We start from the raw sequence: 17,939 nt of genomic DNA on the forward strand, positions 1-17,939 counted from the left end.
CGTTGCAGCGCCGAACGCGTGTCACTCGCTACCTCTAAGGCAAGAAACTTTCGTTGCAGCGCCGAACGCGCGTCACTCGCTGCCTCTAAGGCAAGTTTCTTTCGCTACAGCCCCACGCTGGAGCGAGAGGGGCGCGTCCAGCCTTCCTTTTTCCATCGATAATCCGTATACTCATCAACGAGGGAGGGTGGATTATGCCGAGAAACGTAGAGAAGGACAAGCAGCTGCGGGAGCGGAAAAAACAGCAGATTCTCGACAGCGCACTCAAAGTGATGGCTATACATGGCTTTCAACTGACGAGCATCCAGCATATCGCGGCAGAGGCTGGTGTCAGCGTCGGTAACATTTATCATTATTTTTCTTCGAAGGAAGAAATCTTCAGCGAAGTGCTCCGGTCCGGCCAGACCAAATACGGTCTCTATGTCAGGGAAGTGGAAATGATGAACATCGACGCGATGGCCAAGCTGCGCGCGATTGCCTCGTCCTGGCTGTCGATTCGCGTCAATTGGGCCTTCACTATTCTGATGCACACGGCGAGGCTGTCCGAATCGACGCCACCGGAGATCAAGCGGGCCATCACGGATCGTTTTACGGCGAATCTCGAACCTGTGGCAGGTATTATGCGTCAGGGCATCGAGGAGGGGTCGGTTGTCGATGAGGAACCGATGCAACTGGCCTTTTACTTTGTCAGTCTCATCCAGGGTCTGACGATGCAGCGTCCGCCGTCGTATGAAGTGCCGATCGAGATGGATATCGAGGTACTGCTCCGGCTGTTCGAGGCGAAGGGGACGACCAAGCGTGTGAACAAACGGTCATCTGCAAATACCAAAAAAAGAGATTGACAACCTGTGATGAATGTTGCAAAATAAGCTTCATAACAAACTGAATAGACATTCAATTTGTGAATCTAACGTCTCAAATCGACCAGACCGCTGGAGATTTAACGTGATAACCCACGTTAAGTCTTTTTATTTTACCCTATAAACCAAGTATTCAGGTTTGTATTATAAGTTTATGTGAAGGGGGCGTTTATATGAGCCAGGAATGGCTGCTTGTCCAAGGCGTCAACCGCGTATTCCCGGCGCCATCGGGTGACATTGTTGCGCTGCGCAATATCGATCTGCGAGTGAGCGAAGGCCAGCTAGTGACGATTATCGGACCGAGCGGCTGTGGCAAAAGCACGCTGCTGAAGATCATTGCCGGTCTGGATACCAGCTATGAAGGGCAGGTGCTCCTGAACGGGACGCCCATCACCGGACCGAGTATCGAGAAGGGTGTGATCTTCCAAGAGCCAAGATTGTTTCCCTGGCTGACGGTGGAGAAGAATATTGCGGCCAACTTGCCATTGCGCCGACCCGATGTACGCCAGCGGGTGGATGAATTGATTGAGCTGGTCCGTCTGAAGGGGTTCGAGAAGGCCTACCCCCGCGAGCTCTCCGGCGGAATGGCCCAGCGGGTGGCCATTGCGCGTGCGCTGCTCCGAAACCCTGCTGTGCTCCTACTGGATGAGCCGTTCGGGGCATTGGACGCCTTCACGCGGGCCCATATGCAAGAGGTCTTGCTGGACATCTGGCAGCAGAACGGAACGACGATGCTGCTGGTCACGCATGATCTCGACGAAGCGGTGTTTCTCGGTGAACGGGTTGTGGTCATGAACCCGCGCCCCGGCCAGATTAGCAGCATTCAGACGATCGACCTGCCTTTCCCGCGCAAGCGGACATCATCGTCCTTTCAGGAGATGCGGCGCATCGTGCTGAGCGAATTCGAGAAAGTCGAAGGCCCCGTCGTTGATGCGGGAGCAGGCATTTAGTAAAAAACATAAAGATTCAGGCTGTTAAAGAGTGGCCGTAAAGGCACGGACAGCCTGAAGCGCACATAACAAGGAGAGATCAGAGATGAAGAGCTGGCGATGGATGACGTTGGTAGGATTAGTGGCATTAAGTGTAGCGATCAGCGGATGCGCCTCGGGCAATGCGAAGGAGACAGCAGGGGCTGACGGCGAAGTGGATTATGAAGGTGTGACAGTGCGGATCGGCTATCAGGGCAGTGGTGGACTGTACGGCAAAATTATTGAGGAAAAATGGTTTGAAGAAGAGTACGACAAGCTCGGAGTTACGGTGGAGTACGCGGAGTTCCAGAGTGGACCGCCAATGACAGAGGCCATGGCTTCGAATCGTCTGGATTTTGCGGGGCTGGGCAACATGCCGATCATTGCAGCCCAAGCGGCGGGGATTGAGTTCACGGTCATCTCGCAAGCGTTGGACGGCAAGAATAACGTAGCCATAATCGTACCTAAGGACAGCGATATCCAGTCGGTAGAGGAACTGCGCGGCAAGAAGGTGGCCGTAGCCAAAGGCAGCAACGCCTATAACTTCCTGTATCTTGGACTCGACAAAGCAGGCGTGGACGCTTCCGAGCTGGAGATCATTCAGCTGCAGCCGGATGAAGCTCAGCCTGCCTTCGAGACGGGCCGGGTAGATGCTTGGGCCACCTGGGATCCCAATATTACCTTGAACGTACTGCAGGACAAAGGACGTGTGCTGGCCGACGGCGAGCAATTAGGCGTACTGTCCCCATCTTTTTACATTGCTCGCAAAGCCTTCGCCGATGACTATCCGGAGCTGGTGAAGATCTATCTGAAGGTGCTGGACAAAGCACTGGCCTGGGAAAACGATAACCATCAGGAAGCCATTGAGCGGTATGCTGCGGAACGTAATGTCCCGCCTGCGGTTATCGAGGCCGTCTTCGCAAGATCCAAATCCATCAGTATTCCTGTATCGGATGAAATCATCGCGCAGCATCAGCTGACGGCGGATTTCCAATATGAAATAGAGTCGATCCGCAAGCAGATTGATGTGTCCGAGGTGTTCGACAACCAGTATATTGAGGCAGTTCAAAACTAAGCAGAGAAACGGGGCGTAGGCCATGCAGCAAGTCGAAACCAGGAGCGCCATATCAGCCAAACCCAAAAAACAAATCGGCCGCAGCATCCGTCTCTCGCTGCGAACCGTCAATGTGCTGCTCAGCCTGTTGCTGCCGGTAACCGTGCTGATCGTGTGGCAGGGCGCGGGGATGCTTGGTCTGCTGAATCCTACGCTGCTGCCGACGCCGGCTGTCATCTTGCAAGAGTTCATCGATCTGACCCGTTCCGGCGAGCTGCTGGCCCATCTGCGGATCTCCAGCTGGCGGGCGCTGCTTGGGTTCCTGCTAGGCGGAGGGCTGGGCTTGGCGGCAGGCCTATGGGTCGGGTTCTCGTACAAAGCCGAGCGGCTGGTCGATCCGTCGCTGCAGATGCTGCGGACGCTGCCCCATCTGGCGGTGGCGCCGCTCTTCATTCTGTGGTTCGGGTTCGACGAGACTTCCAAGGTGCTGCTCATAGCCAAAGGCGCATTCTTCCCCATGTACGTCAATACGTTTCTGGGCATCCGCTCAGTCGATAACAAGCTGTTCGATGTGGCGGAGGCGCTGCAGTTCAGCCGCTGGCAGCTGATGACCAAGCTGATGCTGCCCGGAGCGCTGCCGAATCTATTCCTCGGCTTGCGATTGTCGATTGGCGTGGCCTGGCTGGGTTTGGTGGTTGCCGAGATGATGGGCTCCAGCTCAGGCATCGGTTACCTCATCAACGATGCAAGATATTTCTCCATCACCTCTGTGGTATTTGTCGGGATCCTTGTGTTCGCAGCCTTTGGCAAGCTGACAGATTCACTGGTGAAGCTGCTGGAGCGCCGGATGCTGCGGTGGCAGGACAGTTATAAAGGAGGCGACTTGTGATGCGCAGACCGTTGACCCAAGCCGCCCGAAGAGATTGGCTGGACCGTATTCCGCATGGGCTCCACGGCTGGCTGGTACCAGTCTTCATCCTGCTGCTCTGGCAAGGCTTCAGCAGCGCGAATGTGCTGTCGGATACCCTGCTGCCGTCGCCACTGCAGATCCTGCAATCCTTTGCGTCTCTAATCGGCAGCGGGGAGCTGGTGCGCCATCTGGGGATCAGTATCTACCGGGCCATGCTCGGCTTCTTGCTGGGCGGTACGCTCGGGCTGTTGCTCGGCCTCTCCAGCGGTCTCGGCAAGCTGGTGGAGAAGACACTGGACCCGACGCTGCAGATGCTGCGCACGGTGCCGCTGCTAGCCGTTATTCCATTGTTCATTCTATGGTTTGGGATCGGCGAGTTTTCCAAGGTGCTGCTGATTTCGGTCGGTACCTTTTTCCCGGTCTACCTCAATACGTTTCTGGGCATTCGGAGTGTCGACGTCAAGCTCTATCAGGTATCCCGAATTCTAGAGTACACGCGGCTGCAGCAGATCACGGGGCTGATCCTGCCTGCTGCCTTGCCCAATATTCTGCTGGGCGTACGGCTCTCGCTCGGGGTCTCTTGGCTGCTGCTTGTCGTGGCGGAGATGATGGGCACAAGCGCGGGAGTAGGTTACATGATTCAAGACGCGCGAGCTTACTCCGAGACAGAGGTGGTCTTCGTTGGTATCATTCTGTTTGCTCTGGTGGGCAAACTGTCCGACTCTGCGGTACGCAGGCTGGAACGGCGCTGGCTGCGCTGGCGGGACACTTATAAGGGCTAAGAGTACGCACCGGTGCCCAAGCAGGCTTCATCCAACTAATCAGGAGGTTTCAAAATGACCAAACGGCACGAGCAGCTTCATTTGGGAGCCTTTATCTACTATGCCGGGCATCACCATGCCGGATGGCGACACCCCGCCTCGGCAGCAGAGTCGATGTTCGACATCGGGTTATACCGCAATCTGGCCAAGACAGCCGAGCGTGGCAAGCTGGACATGATCTTCTTTGCGGATCTCCTCTATGCAACCAACGTAGAACAGGCGGCGACAGGCATGCTGGAGCCGATTACGCTGTTATCTGCGTTGTCGGCAGCGACCGAGCGAATCGGCTTAACCGCTACCGTATCGACGACCTACAACGAACCGTTTAACGTGGCCCGCAAGTTCGCTACTCTCGATCATATCAGCGGTGGCCGGGCCGGCTGGAATATCGTCACCTCGCAGCTGGATATTGAGGCCCACAACTATGGCCGCGAAGTCCATCCTGAGCACGGGCTCCGTTATGAGATGGCCCGCGAATTCGTCGAGGCCGTCACCCGGCTGTGGGATAGCTGGGCGGATGATGCGCTTGTGCTTGATCGCGGGCAGGGACGGTTTGCTGATGCGGCTAAGGTCAAGCCAGCCGACTATCAGGGGCAATGGTACAAGACGAAGGGGCCGCTCAATGTGCCCCGGCCGCCACAGGGCTATCCTGTCCTGATTCAAGCAGGCTCATCGGAGCCGGGAATGGACTTCGCCGCGCATGCAGGAGAAGTGGTGTTCACGGCGCAGCAATCGCTAGCCACCGCGCAGTCGTTCTACAGCCGGCTGCATGAGCGGTTAGCAGCCGGTGGGCGGCAGCCGGGGAGCCTCAAGATCATGCCGGGTCTCTCGCCGGTACTGGGCTCGACCGAAGCGGAGGCGCAGCAGGCTTATGCCGAGCTGCAGGAGCTGATTCCGCATGAGGATATCCGTGCGTTTCTATCGGCGTTTCTCCATGTGGATCTCAGCGATTACTCGCTCGACGAGGAGCTGCCTGACATCCCCGATCCAGTCTCCGCCTCCAACGGTATGAAGAGCCGCGTGCAGCTGGTCATGGAGATGGCGCGCCGTGAGCGTCTATCCATGCTGGAGCTGGGACGGCGTGTGCTGGGCGCGCGCGGGCACCTGCAATTCGTAGGCACCCCGGAGCAACTGGCCGACCTGATGGAGCAGTGGTTCCAGGGCTACGGCTGCGACGGCTTCAACATTATGCCGCCGGTGTTGCCCGGTGGTCTGGATGAGTTCGTCGACCATGTCGTGCCAATCCTGCAGCAGCGCGGCTTGTTCCGCCAGGAGTATAGCGGCACCACCCTGCGAGAGCATCTGGGCTTGGCCCGGCCAGCGGCAGGGAGCTTTGTCTCCGCCTGATCGTTTTATATTAGTAAGAACCGCGCTGGATGAAGGTCTAGCGTGGTTTTTTTGCGTGGGAGCAGACGTTTGTAGTCATCGGTTTTTCCCCTCTAGTAGGGTTACATCATAAAAATACCGCACTAAAGATTTTTGGCAAACATGATAAAATTAACGGGAGAAATCAGGTTGTTGAAAAAAGAAAGCCTACAGTCACGGATCGATCTTCCGATCGCTGTTGTCCCCAGATTTCTTAATTTTTAACCGCTCTAGCGGTTGAAATTCGGGGACAGCGTATGCTTTCGAAGCCAGCTTTTCTGCGAAAAGCTTTCAGGCGAGCGCTTCGCAGCATATGCTCCCGAAGTCGCTTTCTTTCCGAAAGCGTTGACCAGATTCGATTCCGTGCCTCTCCGGCCGTTTTTCAACAGCCTGAGAAATGGGGTTAATGGGAGTTCCACTTTTGCATAGCAAAATGATAACGCTTACGTTATGGACTGACACCGCAGCATTTACCGCAACCGCAGTCTCGGTCCAAATCTGACACGAGAAACAGGAAGGGGCGAGTAGCATGACTTGGTGGAAGGACAATAATCTACGGTTGATTCAGAACAATCTTCGGGAGATCGACGCCGCTATGGACGTGGACCGGCTGATCGCACAGGTGAAGGCATTCGGCGCGAATACCTTGATGGTCAATGCTGGGGGGATCTTCGCCTTTTATCCGTCCAAGCTGCGTTATCATCACGTGACGCCATATCTGAAGGGCGATCTGCTGGGCGAGATGATTGAGAAGGCACGGGCTGCGGGCCTGCGGTTGATCGCCCGGTTCGACTTCAGCAAAGCCCATGAGTCCATCTACCGGCAGCGGCCGGAATGGTTCTACCGCTCGGAGGAGGGCAAAATCGTCAATTACGGCGGGATTGTTCATACCTGCCTCAACGGCGGCTACCAGCAGCAGTACGCCATGGAGATTCTGGACGAAGCGCTGACCCTGTACGAGCCCGATGGGGTGTTCTTCAATATGTTCGGGTATCAGAATTGGGACTACAGCGGCAATTATTACGGCCTCTGCCACTGCGCCAGCTGTCGCCGCCGCTTCATGGAGCTGCATGGGATGGAGCTGCCGCCAAGTGCAGAACGGGGGACGGAGCGGCAGCTTGCTTACCTCGCATTTCAGCGGGAGACGGCCGTTGATATGCTGGACCGCATTCATGCGCACATCAAGCGGCTGCGTCCAGAAGCAGCTATCAGCACGTATCATACACACAAGGTCGATATCGTCCGTCACGAATCGAACACGTCGCTGCGCGCACCTCACCCCAGATGGCAATACACGGCAGCTGTGAATATCATGCCGGTGGCGGGCGGCTACGAGGGCAAGCTGTCGAGCAATTGCTCCATTAATGCTATCGATTTGACGTACCGGTTCACTGGCGTTTCCCGCTATGAGACGGAGCAGCGGCTGTATGAAAGTCTGCTGAGCGGCTCGGGTCTAGACTTCTGCATCATCGGCGTATTTGAGGACTATCCGGACCGGGAGAATTACACCGCCGTATCCTCAGTTTTTGCTCTGCATCAGGCCAATGAGCAGTTGTACGGCAAGGGGCGCCCTGTCGTCGATGTCGTCCTGGTCAAGCCTGCGCCCGGTCCGCTGGCGCGGCATCGGGAATATCTGGGGCTATTCAAAATGCTCAAGGAGAGCCATCTGCTCTTCGAAGTCATCGATCAGAGCCGCCTGGAGCGCCTGGAAGAGAGCGGCGCCGGGCTAGTGCTGCTGCCGGGAATTGCCGCGCTCACCAATACCGAGCTAGCGCAGCTGACAGCGGCGCAGCGGCGGGGAATGCAGCTGCTCGCCACCGGCGGGGCGTTGTTCGGACAGGCGGAGGCGCTGCAGCAGCTGTTCGGTGCGACGCCGGATGCGGTGCTGGAGGACACGCTGGCTTCCTATGTACGGGTGGATGATAAGGAGTTGGCCCCGGAGCTGACCGAGCGGGATTGGGTCATTGTGGACGGTCCGTTCACGGCGGTCACGTTCGGGACGGAGACGGAGCGAAAGCTACCGTATATTGCGCCGTCCTCCTTTGGCCCGCCGGAGCGTGCCTACGGCCATGTCGAGTCGGAACGCTGTGGTCTGGGGCTGACGCCGCCGTCCGCTGAGGGCGCGGGCGGCAGTGGCTACATCGGCTGGAACGTTGGCGAGTTATATTATGCGCAAGGCTTCGCGGATCACCGTCACCTTGTGGCGGGCGCCATCCGAAAACTGCTAGGCAATCAACTCTCCCTTCGCACAAACGCTCACCCAAGCGTGCAGATGTCCTTGTATCAACTCCCGGACGGCTCGCAGCTGCTGCAGCTGCTCAATGGCTCGGGCTTTAACGGGACGACGTACGAGGAGCCCTTGGAGCAGCGCAACCTCACGGTCGATCTGCTTGGTTGGACCGGTGCAAGCGGAGGCCTCACGACCGCGTCGACCGGATCGGCTGGTGAAGTCGGAGGCATCAGGGTCCGGCAGCTGCAGCGGGAAGCGAAGCAGGCTGGAGCTGGAACAGAAAGGGAGGTCTCCCTGGGGGTGCAGAGCTCGGGTCTGGAGACGGCCAAAGCCGCTCTGCACGGTGAAGGAGTGCCTGTCGAGGACGACTCGGCACCGGTCTTGCAGCCGGGAGCAGACGGCTTGCTAACGCTGGAGATTCCGTCGCTAGGCGTGTATGCCGCATATCATCTTACGACGTAGCAGGAGCAGGGCGGCTCAGCCGCCACGAAGACACGACAGAAGATACGACAAAGGAGAGGAAGCCAATGTCTAACTCGCTGTGGTGGCATGAGCCGCTGCGCATCATTCAGCCCAATATGCAGGTGAAGGACACGCATCGTATCGACCCGCCCAAGCTGGCCCGCCAGCTCAAGGAGATGGGGGCGAATACGATCGTGTTTAATGTCGGGGGCATCTATGCCTGGTATCCGTCGAAGGTTCCGCACCACCACGTGAATGAATACTTGCCAGCACAGAATCAGGGTGATTTACTGCAGGAAATGATAACCGAGCTTCACAAGGAAGGGCTGCGATTCGTCGCACGGTATGATTTCAGCAAGGCTGACGATGCCGTCTATTACCAGCGGCCGGATTGGTTCGTGCGCGAGGCGGGCGGGGAGCCGCAGATCATCGGGGCGAAGCGGCCGGGCAACTGGTCGCTGCTGATGGCGACCTGCATTAATACGGGCTACCGCAACGAGGAGCTGGCTGTGCCGGTGCTGGAGGAGTCACTCTCCGCCTATTATATTGACGGCGTGTTCTTCAACAATCCAGGCACGATCTTCTGTCGCTGTGAGCGCTGTCGCGAAGGCTACCAGGCATTGTATGACAAGCCGCTGCCGGAGCAGCGGAGTGAGGTGGAGCGAGCCTGGTTCTCCGTCTGTCTGCGCCGCAACATGGAGCTGCTCCAAGGCACGGTGAAGCGGGTGCGACCTGAGGCGCCGGTGCTTGGCTACTACAATCTGTTTAACGAGCGTCTGGAGGATCGTAAGGCTGGCAGCGATCTGCTCTGCACGGAGCCGCAGAATGTGCTGTCGCTGGGCCATCAGCGGATACCGGAGTTCTGGAAGCCGGCGCTCAGTGTGAAGCTCGGGCGCTCGCGCTCGGCGTCTGCCCCGCCGCTCGGCATTGTCCACTCCTGCCCTGGCATGGATTGGCGCCATACGGGATTGCCGCCAGCGGAATATGCCTTCTGGCTGGCCCAAGTGCCTGCCTACGGCGGCCAGATCTGGCACTCGCTGACCGGCGTGCCAGATACGATCCGCGACAAGCGGATTCTCCGCATCGTGACGGAGCATAACCGGCGCGAGGCCATCGTGGCTGAACCGATGCGCGGGGCGGAGCCGCTGGCGGATACGGCGCTGCTGTGGGGCTCCGGCCGAGCGGTTGAGGGCTGGGCCGACGGGCTGGTGAACCGGCAGATTCCCTTCGATCTGCTAACGGACGATCAAGACAGCGCCGCGCTGGACCGTTACCGCGCGCTCATTGTGCCTGCCGGGCATTCCGCAGACAGTGCAGCCATTGCCCGTTGGCGCGGCTATGCGGAGCGGGGCGGCCTGCTGATCGTTGAGGGCCGACTGCAGGGAGAAGGTGCGGCCGAGTTGCTCGGTATCGAGCCATTGGTGACGATGAGCGAGCCGCTACATGCCAGCTACCTGCGCTTCGAGGGCACAGATAACCCGCTGCAGCGCGGTATGGAGGAGACGGAGCTGATTGCTTTTGGCGGAGTGGTTGCTTATTGCAAGCTCTTGCCTGGCGCGAAGGCACTCGCGACGCTGGTGCCGCCCTTCTCGCCGCCGGAGAGCGTGGGGGCGCCGCCCGAGCGGGCATCGCTGCCAGTGGAGCGGACTGACCTGCCGCTAGCGGTGCACCATCCGCTTGGCCAGGGCGGCGTGCTGTATCTCCCGTTCGCATTCAGCGAGCTTCTGGACGAATACCGGCTCGGGGAGCATTACCGGCTGCTGGACAATCTGCTGGACCTGGGCGATCCGCAGCGCAAGCTGCTCTCGGTGACGCGAATCATCGGACTCCAAGCCAGCCTGTACCGGAACGGCTCGGGTGTTATGCTGCATGTCGTGAATGGCACAGGCCGCCGGCCGCTGTCAGAGGCGGTGCCGCTGCACGGGATTGAAGTCCGGCTGCCGCGGCGCCTGGTGCCAGCAGCCCCATCGGCGGTAGGGCTGCTGGAGAACGGGCCGCTGGAGCTGTGGACCGAAGGGGAGGATCTGGTCATTACGCTGCCGCGACTTGAGGTATGGGAAGCGGTGCAGGTGGATTCGGAACAGAAGCTAACCGGAGGGAGCAGATGAGCATGAAGGTAAAGGAGGCGAAATCATGACACGGAGAACGATCCTTGCCGGCTGCGGGAGCATGGGCTCCCGTTGGCTGGACTATGCAAGGGGCCGGAATGACCTGGAGCTGGTCGGGCTGGTGGATGTGCGCCCAGAAAGCGCCCAGGCGCTGAATGAACGGCAGGGCTTATCGCTGCCGGTCTATACGTCGGTGGCAGAGGCAGTGCCTGCGGTGCAGGCGGAGCTGCTGCTGGACACGTCGATCCCCGAGGCCCATGCGCCCAATGCGATGACGGCCATGGCGAGTGGGTGCGATGTCATCATGGAGAAACCGCTGGCCGTCACGATGGCGCAGGCCAATGAGTTGGCCGCTGTGGCCGAGCGGACAGGGCGGTTCTGCGCCGTTATGCAGAACAGGCGCTATACCAAGGAGATCCGTTCGCTCAAGCAGGATCTGGATACGGGGATTATTGGCAAGCCTGTGCTGCTGACGGCGGATTTTTTCCTGGGTCCGCACTTTGGCGGGTTCCGGGAGGAGATGGATGATCCACTGCTGCTCGATATGGCGATTCATACGTTTGATGCGGCCCGCTATCTGATCGGTACGAAGCCGTTATCCGTGTACTGCCACAGCTTCAACCCGCATGGTTCATGGTACAAAGGTGACTCCACAGCCGTCTGTATCTTCGAATTCGAGGGTGGGGCGGTATTCCAATATAACGGGAGCTGGAGCGCGCTTGGACATACCACCTCCTGGGAAGGCAGTTGGCGCATTGGCGGGACGGCCGGCTCAGCCCTGTGGAACGGCGATTCGACGGCGCTGTACCGGACAGCGGACGGTGGCGAGGATCGGCAGGGTGAGCTTCATTGGCAGGGACCCGAGCGCCGGGACGCCTGCTTGAATGAAATGCTGGAGGCGCTGGCAAGCGGCCGCCGTTCGGAGACGGACATTCTGGATAACCGCCTCAGCGTGGCCATGATGCTCGGTGCAATGGAGAGCGTGCGGCAGGGCCGGAGAATCGAACTGGAGGCTTTTGCCCGAGAGAAATAGACCTGAAGACGAATCGCTCGCGTTGCGGGCGGTTTTTTTTACGTTTACAATATGGAGTACAACCAAAACCGGAGGTGAAGCGCATGGAAGAGAAAATGGCCGGGCAGACCCCCTATGAAGGAAAGCGTCTTTGGCTCGCACAACTAATCTCACGGTTATCCAATCCTCTGTATGTTGCGCCTCCGTTATTTCTAATCGTGGCGGTCCTCACCGCGCCGAGTTTGTGGGTAGGACTGGTTTGGTCAGCGGTGATCGGCATTGGTATCTCCGTTGTGCCGATTCTTTTCATCCGCCGCGGGGTGCGGCAGGGCACTTATTCCAATGTTCATGTCAGCCGGAGGGAGCAGCGGTTTGTGCCGTTTGTGTTCACCGTCCTCTGCATGGTCATCGTGCTTGTACTGCTCTTCTTCCTGCAGGCGCCGATAGAGCTGTTGGCGACGGTTACTGCGATGATCGTCACGCTGCTTGCGGCGTTAGCGATTACCCAGTGGGCCCGCTGGAAAATAAGCCTGCACCTGATTGGTCTCTCAGGAGCGCTGACGACGATGGCCGTTGTAATTGAGCCCGTACTGTCCCTTTCCTTTGTCCTGCTGGCGGTCATCGGCTGGGCCCGGTGGAAGGTGCGCGCACACACCATTGGCCAGATCTGTGCAGGCAGTCTGCTCGGCTGCTTGGCTCCGCTGAGCGTGTATCAGCTGTTCGGGCTTTAACAGCTCTAACTTCTTAGCCCTGCTAAGCAAGCAAATGATAACCACAGGAGGCAACATGCAACAGTCCCTACTACGAACCTTGCTTACGGCAGCCATCGCCGTCTGTGGCGGTCTGCTGTTCCAATATCTTCACATCCCCGTGCCCTGGCTGCTTGGTCCGATGTCGTCGGTCTTCGTAGCGTCTCTATTGATTCGCAGCGAGCAGGCCCGGCCGCACTGGTTGCCAAGCCTGCGCAATACCGGCATGATAATTGTCGGGTATGCGATCGGACTCTCATTCACGAGGGAAGCGCTCATCCAGATTGTCCGGCAGCTGCCGACGATGATTGTATTGTCCATTCTGCTGATGGGACTCTGTATGCTGCTCGCCTTGCTGAGCATGAGGTTGGCCCGCATCGATCTGCCAACAGCGATGCTCAGCAGCGTGCCTGGCGGGCTATCCCAGATGGTAACCTTGGCCGAGGAAATGCGCGGCGTCAATCTGACGACAGTCACGGTCTTCCAGGTGGTGCGGGTTCTGCTCATTGTATTGCTGGTGCCGCTGCTGGTGGTTAGCCCCTTGTTCAGCACTGCGGCGGGAGGGGGCTCAGAGCTTCCGGGAGCGGTACCTGTTGGACTCAGTCCCGTGCTGGGCCTTTTCATTCTCTGTGGGGTGCTGATGATCGCACTCGGGCTGCGGATCCGGATGCCCAACGCGTATATGGTGGGGCCGATCCTGAGCACGGCGCTGCTGGTTCAACTCGGGGTAGCGGGGCCCGAGCCCTCAACACCGGTGCTGCAGATTGCGCAGCTATTGATTGGTGTCTATGTCGGGCTGCTGCTCAAGCCGTCCCAGGCGCAGAAAAAACTGCGTTTGCTATTGACTGCAATACTGACGAGCCTGCTGTTGATTGGCGGCAGTCTGGGCCTCAGCGAGGTGGTCGGGATGATGCACGGCCTCGATCATATTACGGGCTTCCTGGCGATGGCGCCGGGCGGCATGGATCAGATGAGTATTATTGCTCACGAAGTGGATGCCGACTTGTCCATTGTTTCCGCCTACCAGCTGTTCCGCTTGTTTTTCGTCTTCTTCGTGATTTCCCCTCTGCTCCAGCTTCTCTTCCGCCGGGTTTACGGCTCGCGGATGAAGAGCTCTTAATCGTATCAGACCCATTCTATGGGGGACCTCCAGGTCCCCCGCTCTCACATTTTCGCCACACCTTATTATTCCCAGCACCCGACTTTGGTTTCGCGGTTTAATCGCCCCTTGTTCTCGTTTAAAGAGTAAGGAAGTGTAACTTTCACCCGTATGCGGCTCTTGCGGCGTCATGTTGGCGCTGGACAAGGGCCAGGGGTTGGGCGGCTAAATTCTGGCACTCCGTTCTCAGTTGGAGAACGGCATCCAGGCATAACCATTTAGAACGGAGAGATAAGACGATCGCCGTGGTCGATCGAACCATGCAGAGCCGCCTGTCCCAATCCATTACAGAAAGGGGCGACTGACATTTGGCGACTGAGCAGGAGCAGCAACAATGGCACGCACTGGACGAAGAGCGATTGCTTGAGGAACTGGGCTCGAACAGCTCCGAGGGACTAAGCAGCGAGGAAGCGGCCAGCCGTCTGGAGGAGTATGGCAGCAATGAGCTGCCCGAGGGCGAGCAGCAAAGCGTCATTTTGAAATTTTTTAAACATTTTCACGATGTGTTGATCTACATTCTCTTGGCGGCGGCGGTCGTGACAGCGATTCTGGGTCACTGGCTGGACACGGCGGTTATCGTGGTGGTGGCTATCGTCAATGCGACGATTGGCTTCGTCCAGGAGAACAAGGCGGAGAAGGCCTTGGAAGGGATAAAAAATATGCTGTCGCTGGAGGCTAACGTCCGCCGTGGCGGCGAAACGCTGGAGGTCGAGGCAGCAGATGTGGTGCCGGGCGATCTCGTCCTGCTGAAGGCAGGGGACAAAATTCCGGCTGATCTGCGGCTGCTGAAGGCCAGCAACCTCAATGTGGAGGAGTCAGCCCTGACGGGGGAGTCCACCTCTGTCGAGAAGCGGACAGATACGCTGGAAGCTGATGCCGTGCTGGCAGATCGGACCAATATGGTCTTCTCCGGCACGACAGTAGCTTCGGGTACCGGGCGCGGCATCGTCGTAGCAACGGGTCATCACACCGAGATCGGGAAGATCAACAAGTCCATTTCCGATGTTGAGGAGATGCAGACGCCGCTGCTGAAGCAAACGGCCCGCTTTGGCAAAATGGTATCAATCGTGATTGTCGTACTGGCAGCACTCATGTTTGTCTTCGGTTACCTGGTGCGTGATTACGAGGCGGGCGAGCTGCTGTTGTCTGTTATCGGACTTGCGGTAGCGGCGATCCCTGAAGGCCTGCCTGCGATTCTCTCGATTATTCTGGCCATCGGCGTTCAGAATATGGCGGGACGCAATGCAATTGTGCGCAATCTGCCGTCCGTCGAGACGCTGGGCGCGGTATCGGTGATTTGCTCTGACAAAACAGGCACACTGACCAAAAACGAAATGACGGTCACCTCGATTATGATGCATGATCAGGAATACAACGTGACGGGTACCGGGTATTCGCCGGAGGGCGAAATCCAGGTCGATGACGAAGAGGTGGACGTGGAGAAGGACGCGATTCTCGAAGAGTTCCTGCTCTGCGTCAAAACGTGTAATGACGCCTCCCTGCGCAAGGATGAGGACGGCCACTGGATCATCCAGGGCGACCCGACCGAGGGCTGCCTGATCACACTGGCGGCCAAGGCCAATACGGAGGTTCCGGAGCTGGAAGTGAAATCGAAGATTCCTTTTGACTCGGACTACAAGTATATGGCTGTGCTGGTGGAGCGCGATGGACGCAAGGTCATCTATGTCAAAGGTGCGCCGGACCGCCTCTTCGATATGGCAGAGCATCAGGTCGGTGCCGATGGCACGGTGCCGTTCGAGCAGGAGCAGTGGGAGGAGCGCATGCGCGATCACGCCCGGCAGGGTGAACGCGTCATCGGCGTTGCGATGAAAGAGCTCGCTGACGGAGAAGACATCGGCGATCTGGATCACGACGACCTGAAGAGCGGCATGGCCTTCCTCGGTCTGGCAGGCATCGTCGATCCACCGCGCGAGGAAGCGGTCGAAGCGATCAAGGAATGTATTTCCGCCGGTATCCAGGTCAAGATGATCACGGGTGATCACAAGGAGACGGCGATGGCAATCGGCAAGCAGCTCGGTATCGGCGACGGTGAAGCTGGCCTGGAGGGCAAGGACATCGATGCCATGTCCCAAGAGGAGCTGGTGGAGGCGGCGCAGAAGTACCATATCTTCGCCCGCACAAGTCCCCAGAACAAGCTGCAGCTCGTTGAAGCACTACAGAGCAAAGGCAAGATTTGCGCCATGACCGGTGACGGGGTCAATGATGCGCCAGCGCTGAAGCGTGCTGACGTGGGCGTAGCGATGGGCATCAAGGGCACCGAGGTCTCGAAGGATGCTTCGGAGATGGTGCTGGCAGATGACAACTTCGCGACGATTGTTAAGGCGGTTAAGGAAGGTCGCCGGGTGTTTGACAACCTCAAGAAGACGATTCTGTTCATCCTTCCGACCAACGGCGCAGAGAGCTTCCTGATTATGGCCAGTATTCTGCTCGGTACGATGATGCCGCTGACGCCAGTGCAGATTCTCTGGGTTAATATGGTGAGCTCGGTTACCGTATCCCTGGCTCTGGCCTTTGAACGAATGGAGCCGCAGGCGATGGACCGCCCGCCGCGCAATCCAAAGACACCGCTGCTTAGCGGGTATTATATCTTTAGGATCTTATTTGTCTCCATTATTCTGGGTGGTGGCACGCTGGCGATGAATCTCAGTCTGCTGGATCAGGGCTATGAACAGGCGGCCGTTAATACGATAACGCTCAACACCATCGTGGTCGCGCAGATGTTTCATTTGTTTAACTGCCGCAGCGAGCTGGGTAAGGCGTTCGGCACCGGGTTTTTCTCCAACCGTGCAGTCTTCATCGTATCTGGTTTGCTGGTTCTGTTGCAGCTGTCGATTACCTACCTGCCGTTTATGAACACCATCTTCGGTACAGAGCCGATTGAACTGTCCTACTGGACGTTCCCACTGCTAATGGGTCTGGCGATTTTCATCATCATCGAGATCGAGAAATGGATTACGCGGACTATTATCCAGCGGCGTTTCAACAGTAAGGATACGGCCATGGAGGCGTAAATAACCGACTTATTTATAACTTTATTTATCAGGCTGTTAAAGAAAGCCGGAGAGGCACGGAATCGAATCTGGAGAAGCGAAGCGTTCGCCTTTGTCCCCGGATTTCACCCTTATAAGGGGGAAGAATCAAAGAAATCTGGGGACAACAGCGATCGGAAGATCGATCCGTGACTATAGGCTTTCTTTATTTAATAGCCTGATTAATAAAAGACGATTCCGCGACAACCCGCAGTGATGCGATGTCGATACGGAGTCGTCTTTTTTTGGTGGGGAAAATGTCACGTGATTATAAAATTTGTCAGGACGGGCAGGGAGTAAGGCGGGCGCCACCGAATATATTTTAGGGTGTTAACATTATGCATCATTTTAATTTCTTGGACGTATTAGATGATATACGCATGGAGTCCATATGATGGACAGGACGGAAATGGGGGAGAACGATGCGTAGCAACAAGATGCTGAAGCTCGCAATGCTGGTGTTGGGCGTGGCTGCCCTCTGCGTTGTCGTCCTCTCACCGGGATTGCTGGGCGTGGATATTACGGGTGGCAGCGCGCTGGAGCGGGCAGGGGGGATCACCGTACTGATCATGAGCGGCCTGGTCCTGCTCGGGGGCACCTATCAGCTGCTGCTGAAGGCAGAGCCGGCACCGGTGGTTCGGACGACAAAGGAAGTGTGGACGCATGAGGATTACGTAGCCGCCCTTAACGGGTACCGGTCGATTGACGGGTTGCAGCGGGAACTGGAGCATGCCCAGGATCAGCTGCAACGGATGCCGCGGCGGGGACACTCGCTCCGGGATGTGCTGGCGGAGCGGTTTGAGCCGACCGAGCTGAGCTACGGCAAATTTATGGGCGTCATCAACGAGGTGGAACGACTCTTTTATCTCAATATTCGCGGTATGCTGAACAAGCTGAGAGTATTCGATGCTGCGGACTTCCGCAATTTTGCCAAGCGGCACAAGGATGCCTCCTTCTCCACCCGGCTGGTTCAGGAGAAGACGGGACTCTACCGTGAATACATGGCGGCTATCTCGGGGTATCTGGAGGCCAATGAGGAGATTCTGCTGAAGCTGGATCGGCTGCTGCTGGAAATCTCCCGGCTTTCGAGCAGTGACTATCGCAATGTGGAAGAGCTGCCTGGCATGCAGGAGATCGAAACCTTGATCCGGCAGACCAAGCTGTACAAGGTGTAGGCAATGGAGAGTGCAA

General features: G+C 57.7%; 13 protein-coding genes. All 13 read left to right on the top strand.

The genetic code is table 11. From position 1 onward, the window contains the following. Positions 1-194: 194 nt before the first annotated feature. The 13 genes from F556_RS35300 to F556_RS0126420 all read left to right on the top strand — a co-directional run bounded on the left by F556_RS35300 (position 195) and on the right by F556_RS0126420 (position 17,923). Positions 195-842 carry a TetR/AcrR family transcriptional regulator gene (locus tag F556_RS35300; RefSeq protein WP_020620008.1) on the top strand — a complete coding sequence of 216 codons (648 nt, stop codon included), beginning with the start codon at positions 195-197 and terminating at the stop codon, positions 840-842. Positions 843-1,033: 191 nt separating this feature from the next. Further along, positions 1,034-1,810 (top strand): ABC transporter ATP-binding protein, encoded by a 777-nt coding sequence (locus tag F556_RS0126365; protein WP_020620009.1) that lies wholly within the window; start codon positions 1,034-1,036, stop codon positions 1,808-1,810. Between the two features lie 85 nt (positions 1,811-1,895). Continuing rightward, the gene (locus tag F556_RS0126370; protein WP_020620010.1) at positions 1,896-2,903 is read left to right on the top strand and encodes an aliphatic sulfonate ABC transporter substrate-binding protein; all 1,008 of its coding nucleotides are present in this window, start codon (positions 1,896-1,898) and stop codon (positions 2,901-2,903) included. Positions 2,904-2,925: 22 nt separating this feature from the next. Next, positions 2,926-3,771 (top strand): ABC transporter permease, encoded by an 846-nt coding sequence (locus F556_RS0126375; protein WP_020620011.1) that lies wholly within the window; start codon positions 2,926-2,928, stop codon positions 3,769-3,771. Then, entirely contained in the window at positions 3,771-4,574 is an 804-nt protein-coding gene (locus F556_RS0126380; RefSeq protein WP_020620012.1) for an ABC transporter permease, read from the top strand. Before F556_RS0126375 ends, F556_RS0126380 begins: the two co-directional genes overlap by 1 nt. 54 nt (positions 4,575-4,628) lie before the next feature. Then, positions 4,629-5,960, top strand: coding sequence for an LLM class flavin-dependent oxidoreductase (locus F556_RS0126385; protein WP_020620013.1), 1,332 nt, complete (start codon positions 4,629-4,631; stop codon positions 5,958-5,960). Between the two features lie 547 nt (positions 5,961-6,507). Beyond that, on the top strand, positions 6,508-8,670 hold the full coding sequence (locus F556_RS35305) for an alpha-amylase family protein (protein ID WP_020620014.1): 2,163 nt from the start codon (positions 6,508-6,510) through the stop codon (positions 8,668-8,670). 65 nt (positions 8,671-8,735) lie between these two features. Next, positions 8,736-10,778, top strand: a complete 2,043-nt coding sequence (locus tag F556_RS0126395; protein WP_020620015.1) for an alpha-amylase family protein — start codon at positions 8,736-8,738, stop codon at positions 10,776-10,778. 25 nt (positions 10,779-10,803) lie between these two features. Then, positions 10,804-11,811 carry a Gfo/Idh/MocA family protein gene (locus tag F556_RS0126400; protein ID WP_020620016.1) on the top strand — a complete coding sequence of 336 codons (1,008 nt, stop codon included), beginning with the start codon at positions 10,804-10,806 and terminating at the stop codon, positions 11,809-11,811. A gap of 83 nt (positions 11,812-11,894) precedes the next feature. Beyond that, on the top strand, positions 11,895-12,521 hold the full coding sequence (locus F556_RS35310) for a hypothetical protein (protein WP_020620017.1): 627 nt from the start codon (positions 11,895-11,897) through the stop codon (positions 12,519-12,521). A 55-nt stretch (positions 12,522-12,576) separates the two neighbouring features. Then, a complete protein-coding gene (locus tag F556_RS0126410) occupies positions 12,577-13,659 on the top strand; it encodes an AbrB family transcriptional regulator (RefSeq protein WP_026297509.1) in 1,083 nt (360 codons plus the stop codon). A 347-nt stretch (positions 13,660-14,006) separates the two neighbouring features. After that, complete coding sequence (locus F556_RS0126415; protein WP_020620019.1) at positions 14,007-16,730, top strand: cation-transporting P-type ATPase; 2,724 nt, start codon at positions 14,007-14,009, stop codon at positions 16,728-16,730. A 440-nt stretch (positions 16,731-17,170) separates the two neighbouring features. Beyond that, positions 17,171-17,923, top strand: coding sequence for a hypothetical protein (locus F556_RS0126420; RefSeq protein WP_020620020.1), 753 nt, complete (start codon positions 17,171-17,173; stop codon positions 17,921-17,923). The last annotated feature ends 16 nt before the right edge of the window (positions 17,924-17,939 follow it).

It is taken from the genome of Paenibacillus daejeonensis DSM 15491, assembly GCF_000378385.1.
Taxonomy (GTDB): Bacteria; Bacillota; Bacilli; order Paenibacillales; family Paenibacillaceae; genus Paenibacillus_D; species Paenibacillus_D daejeonensis.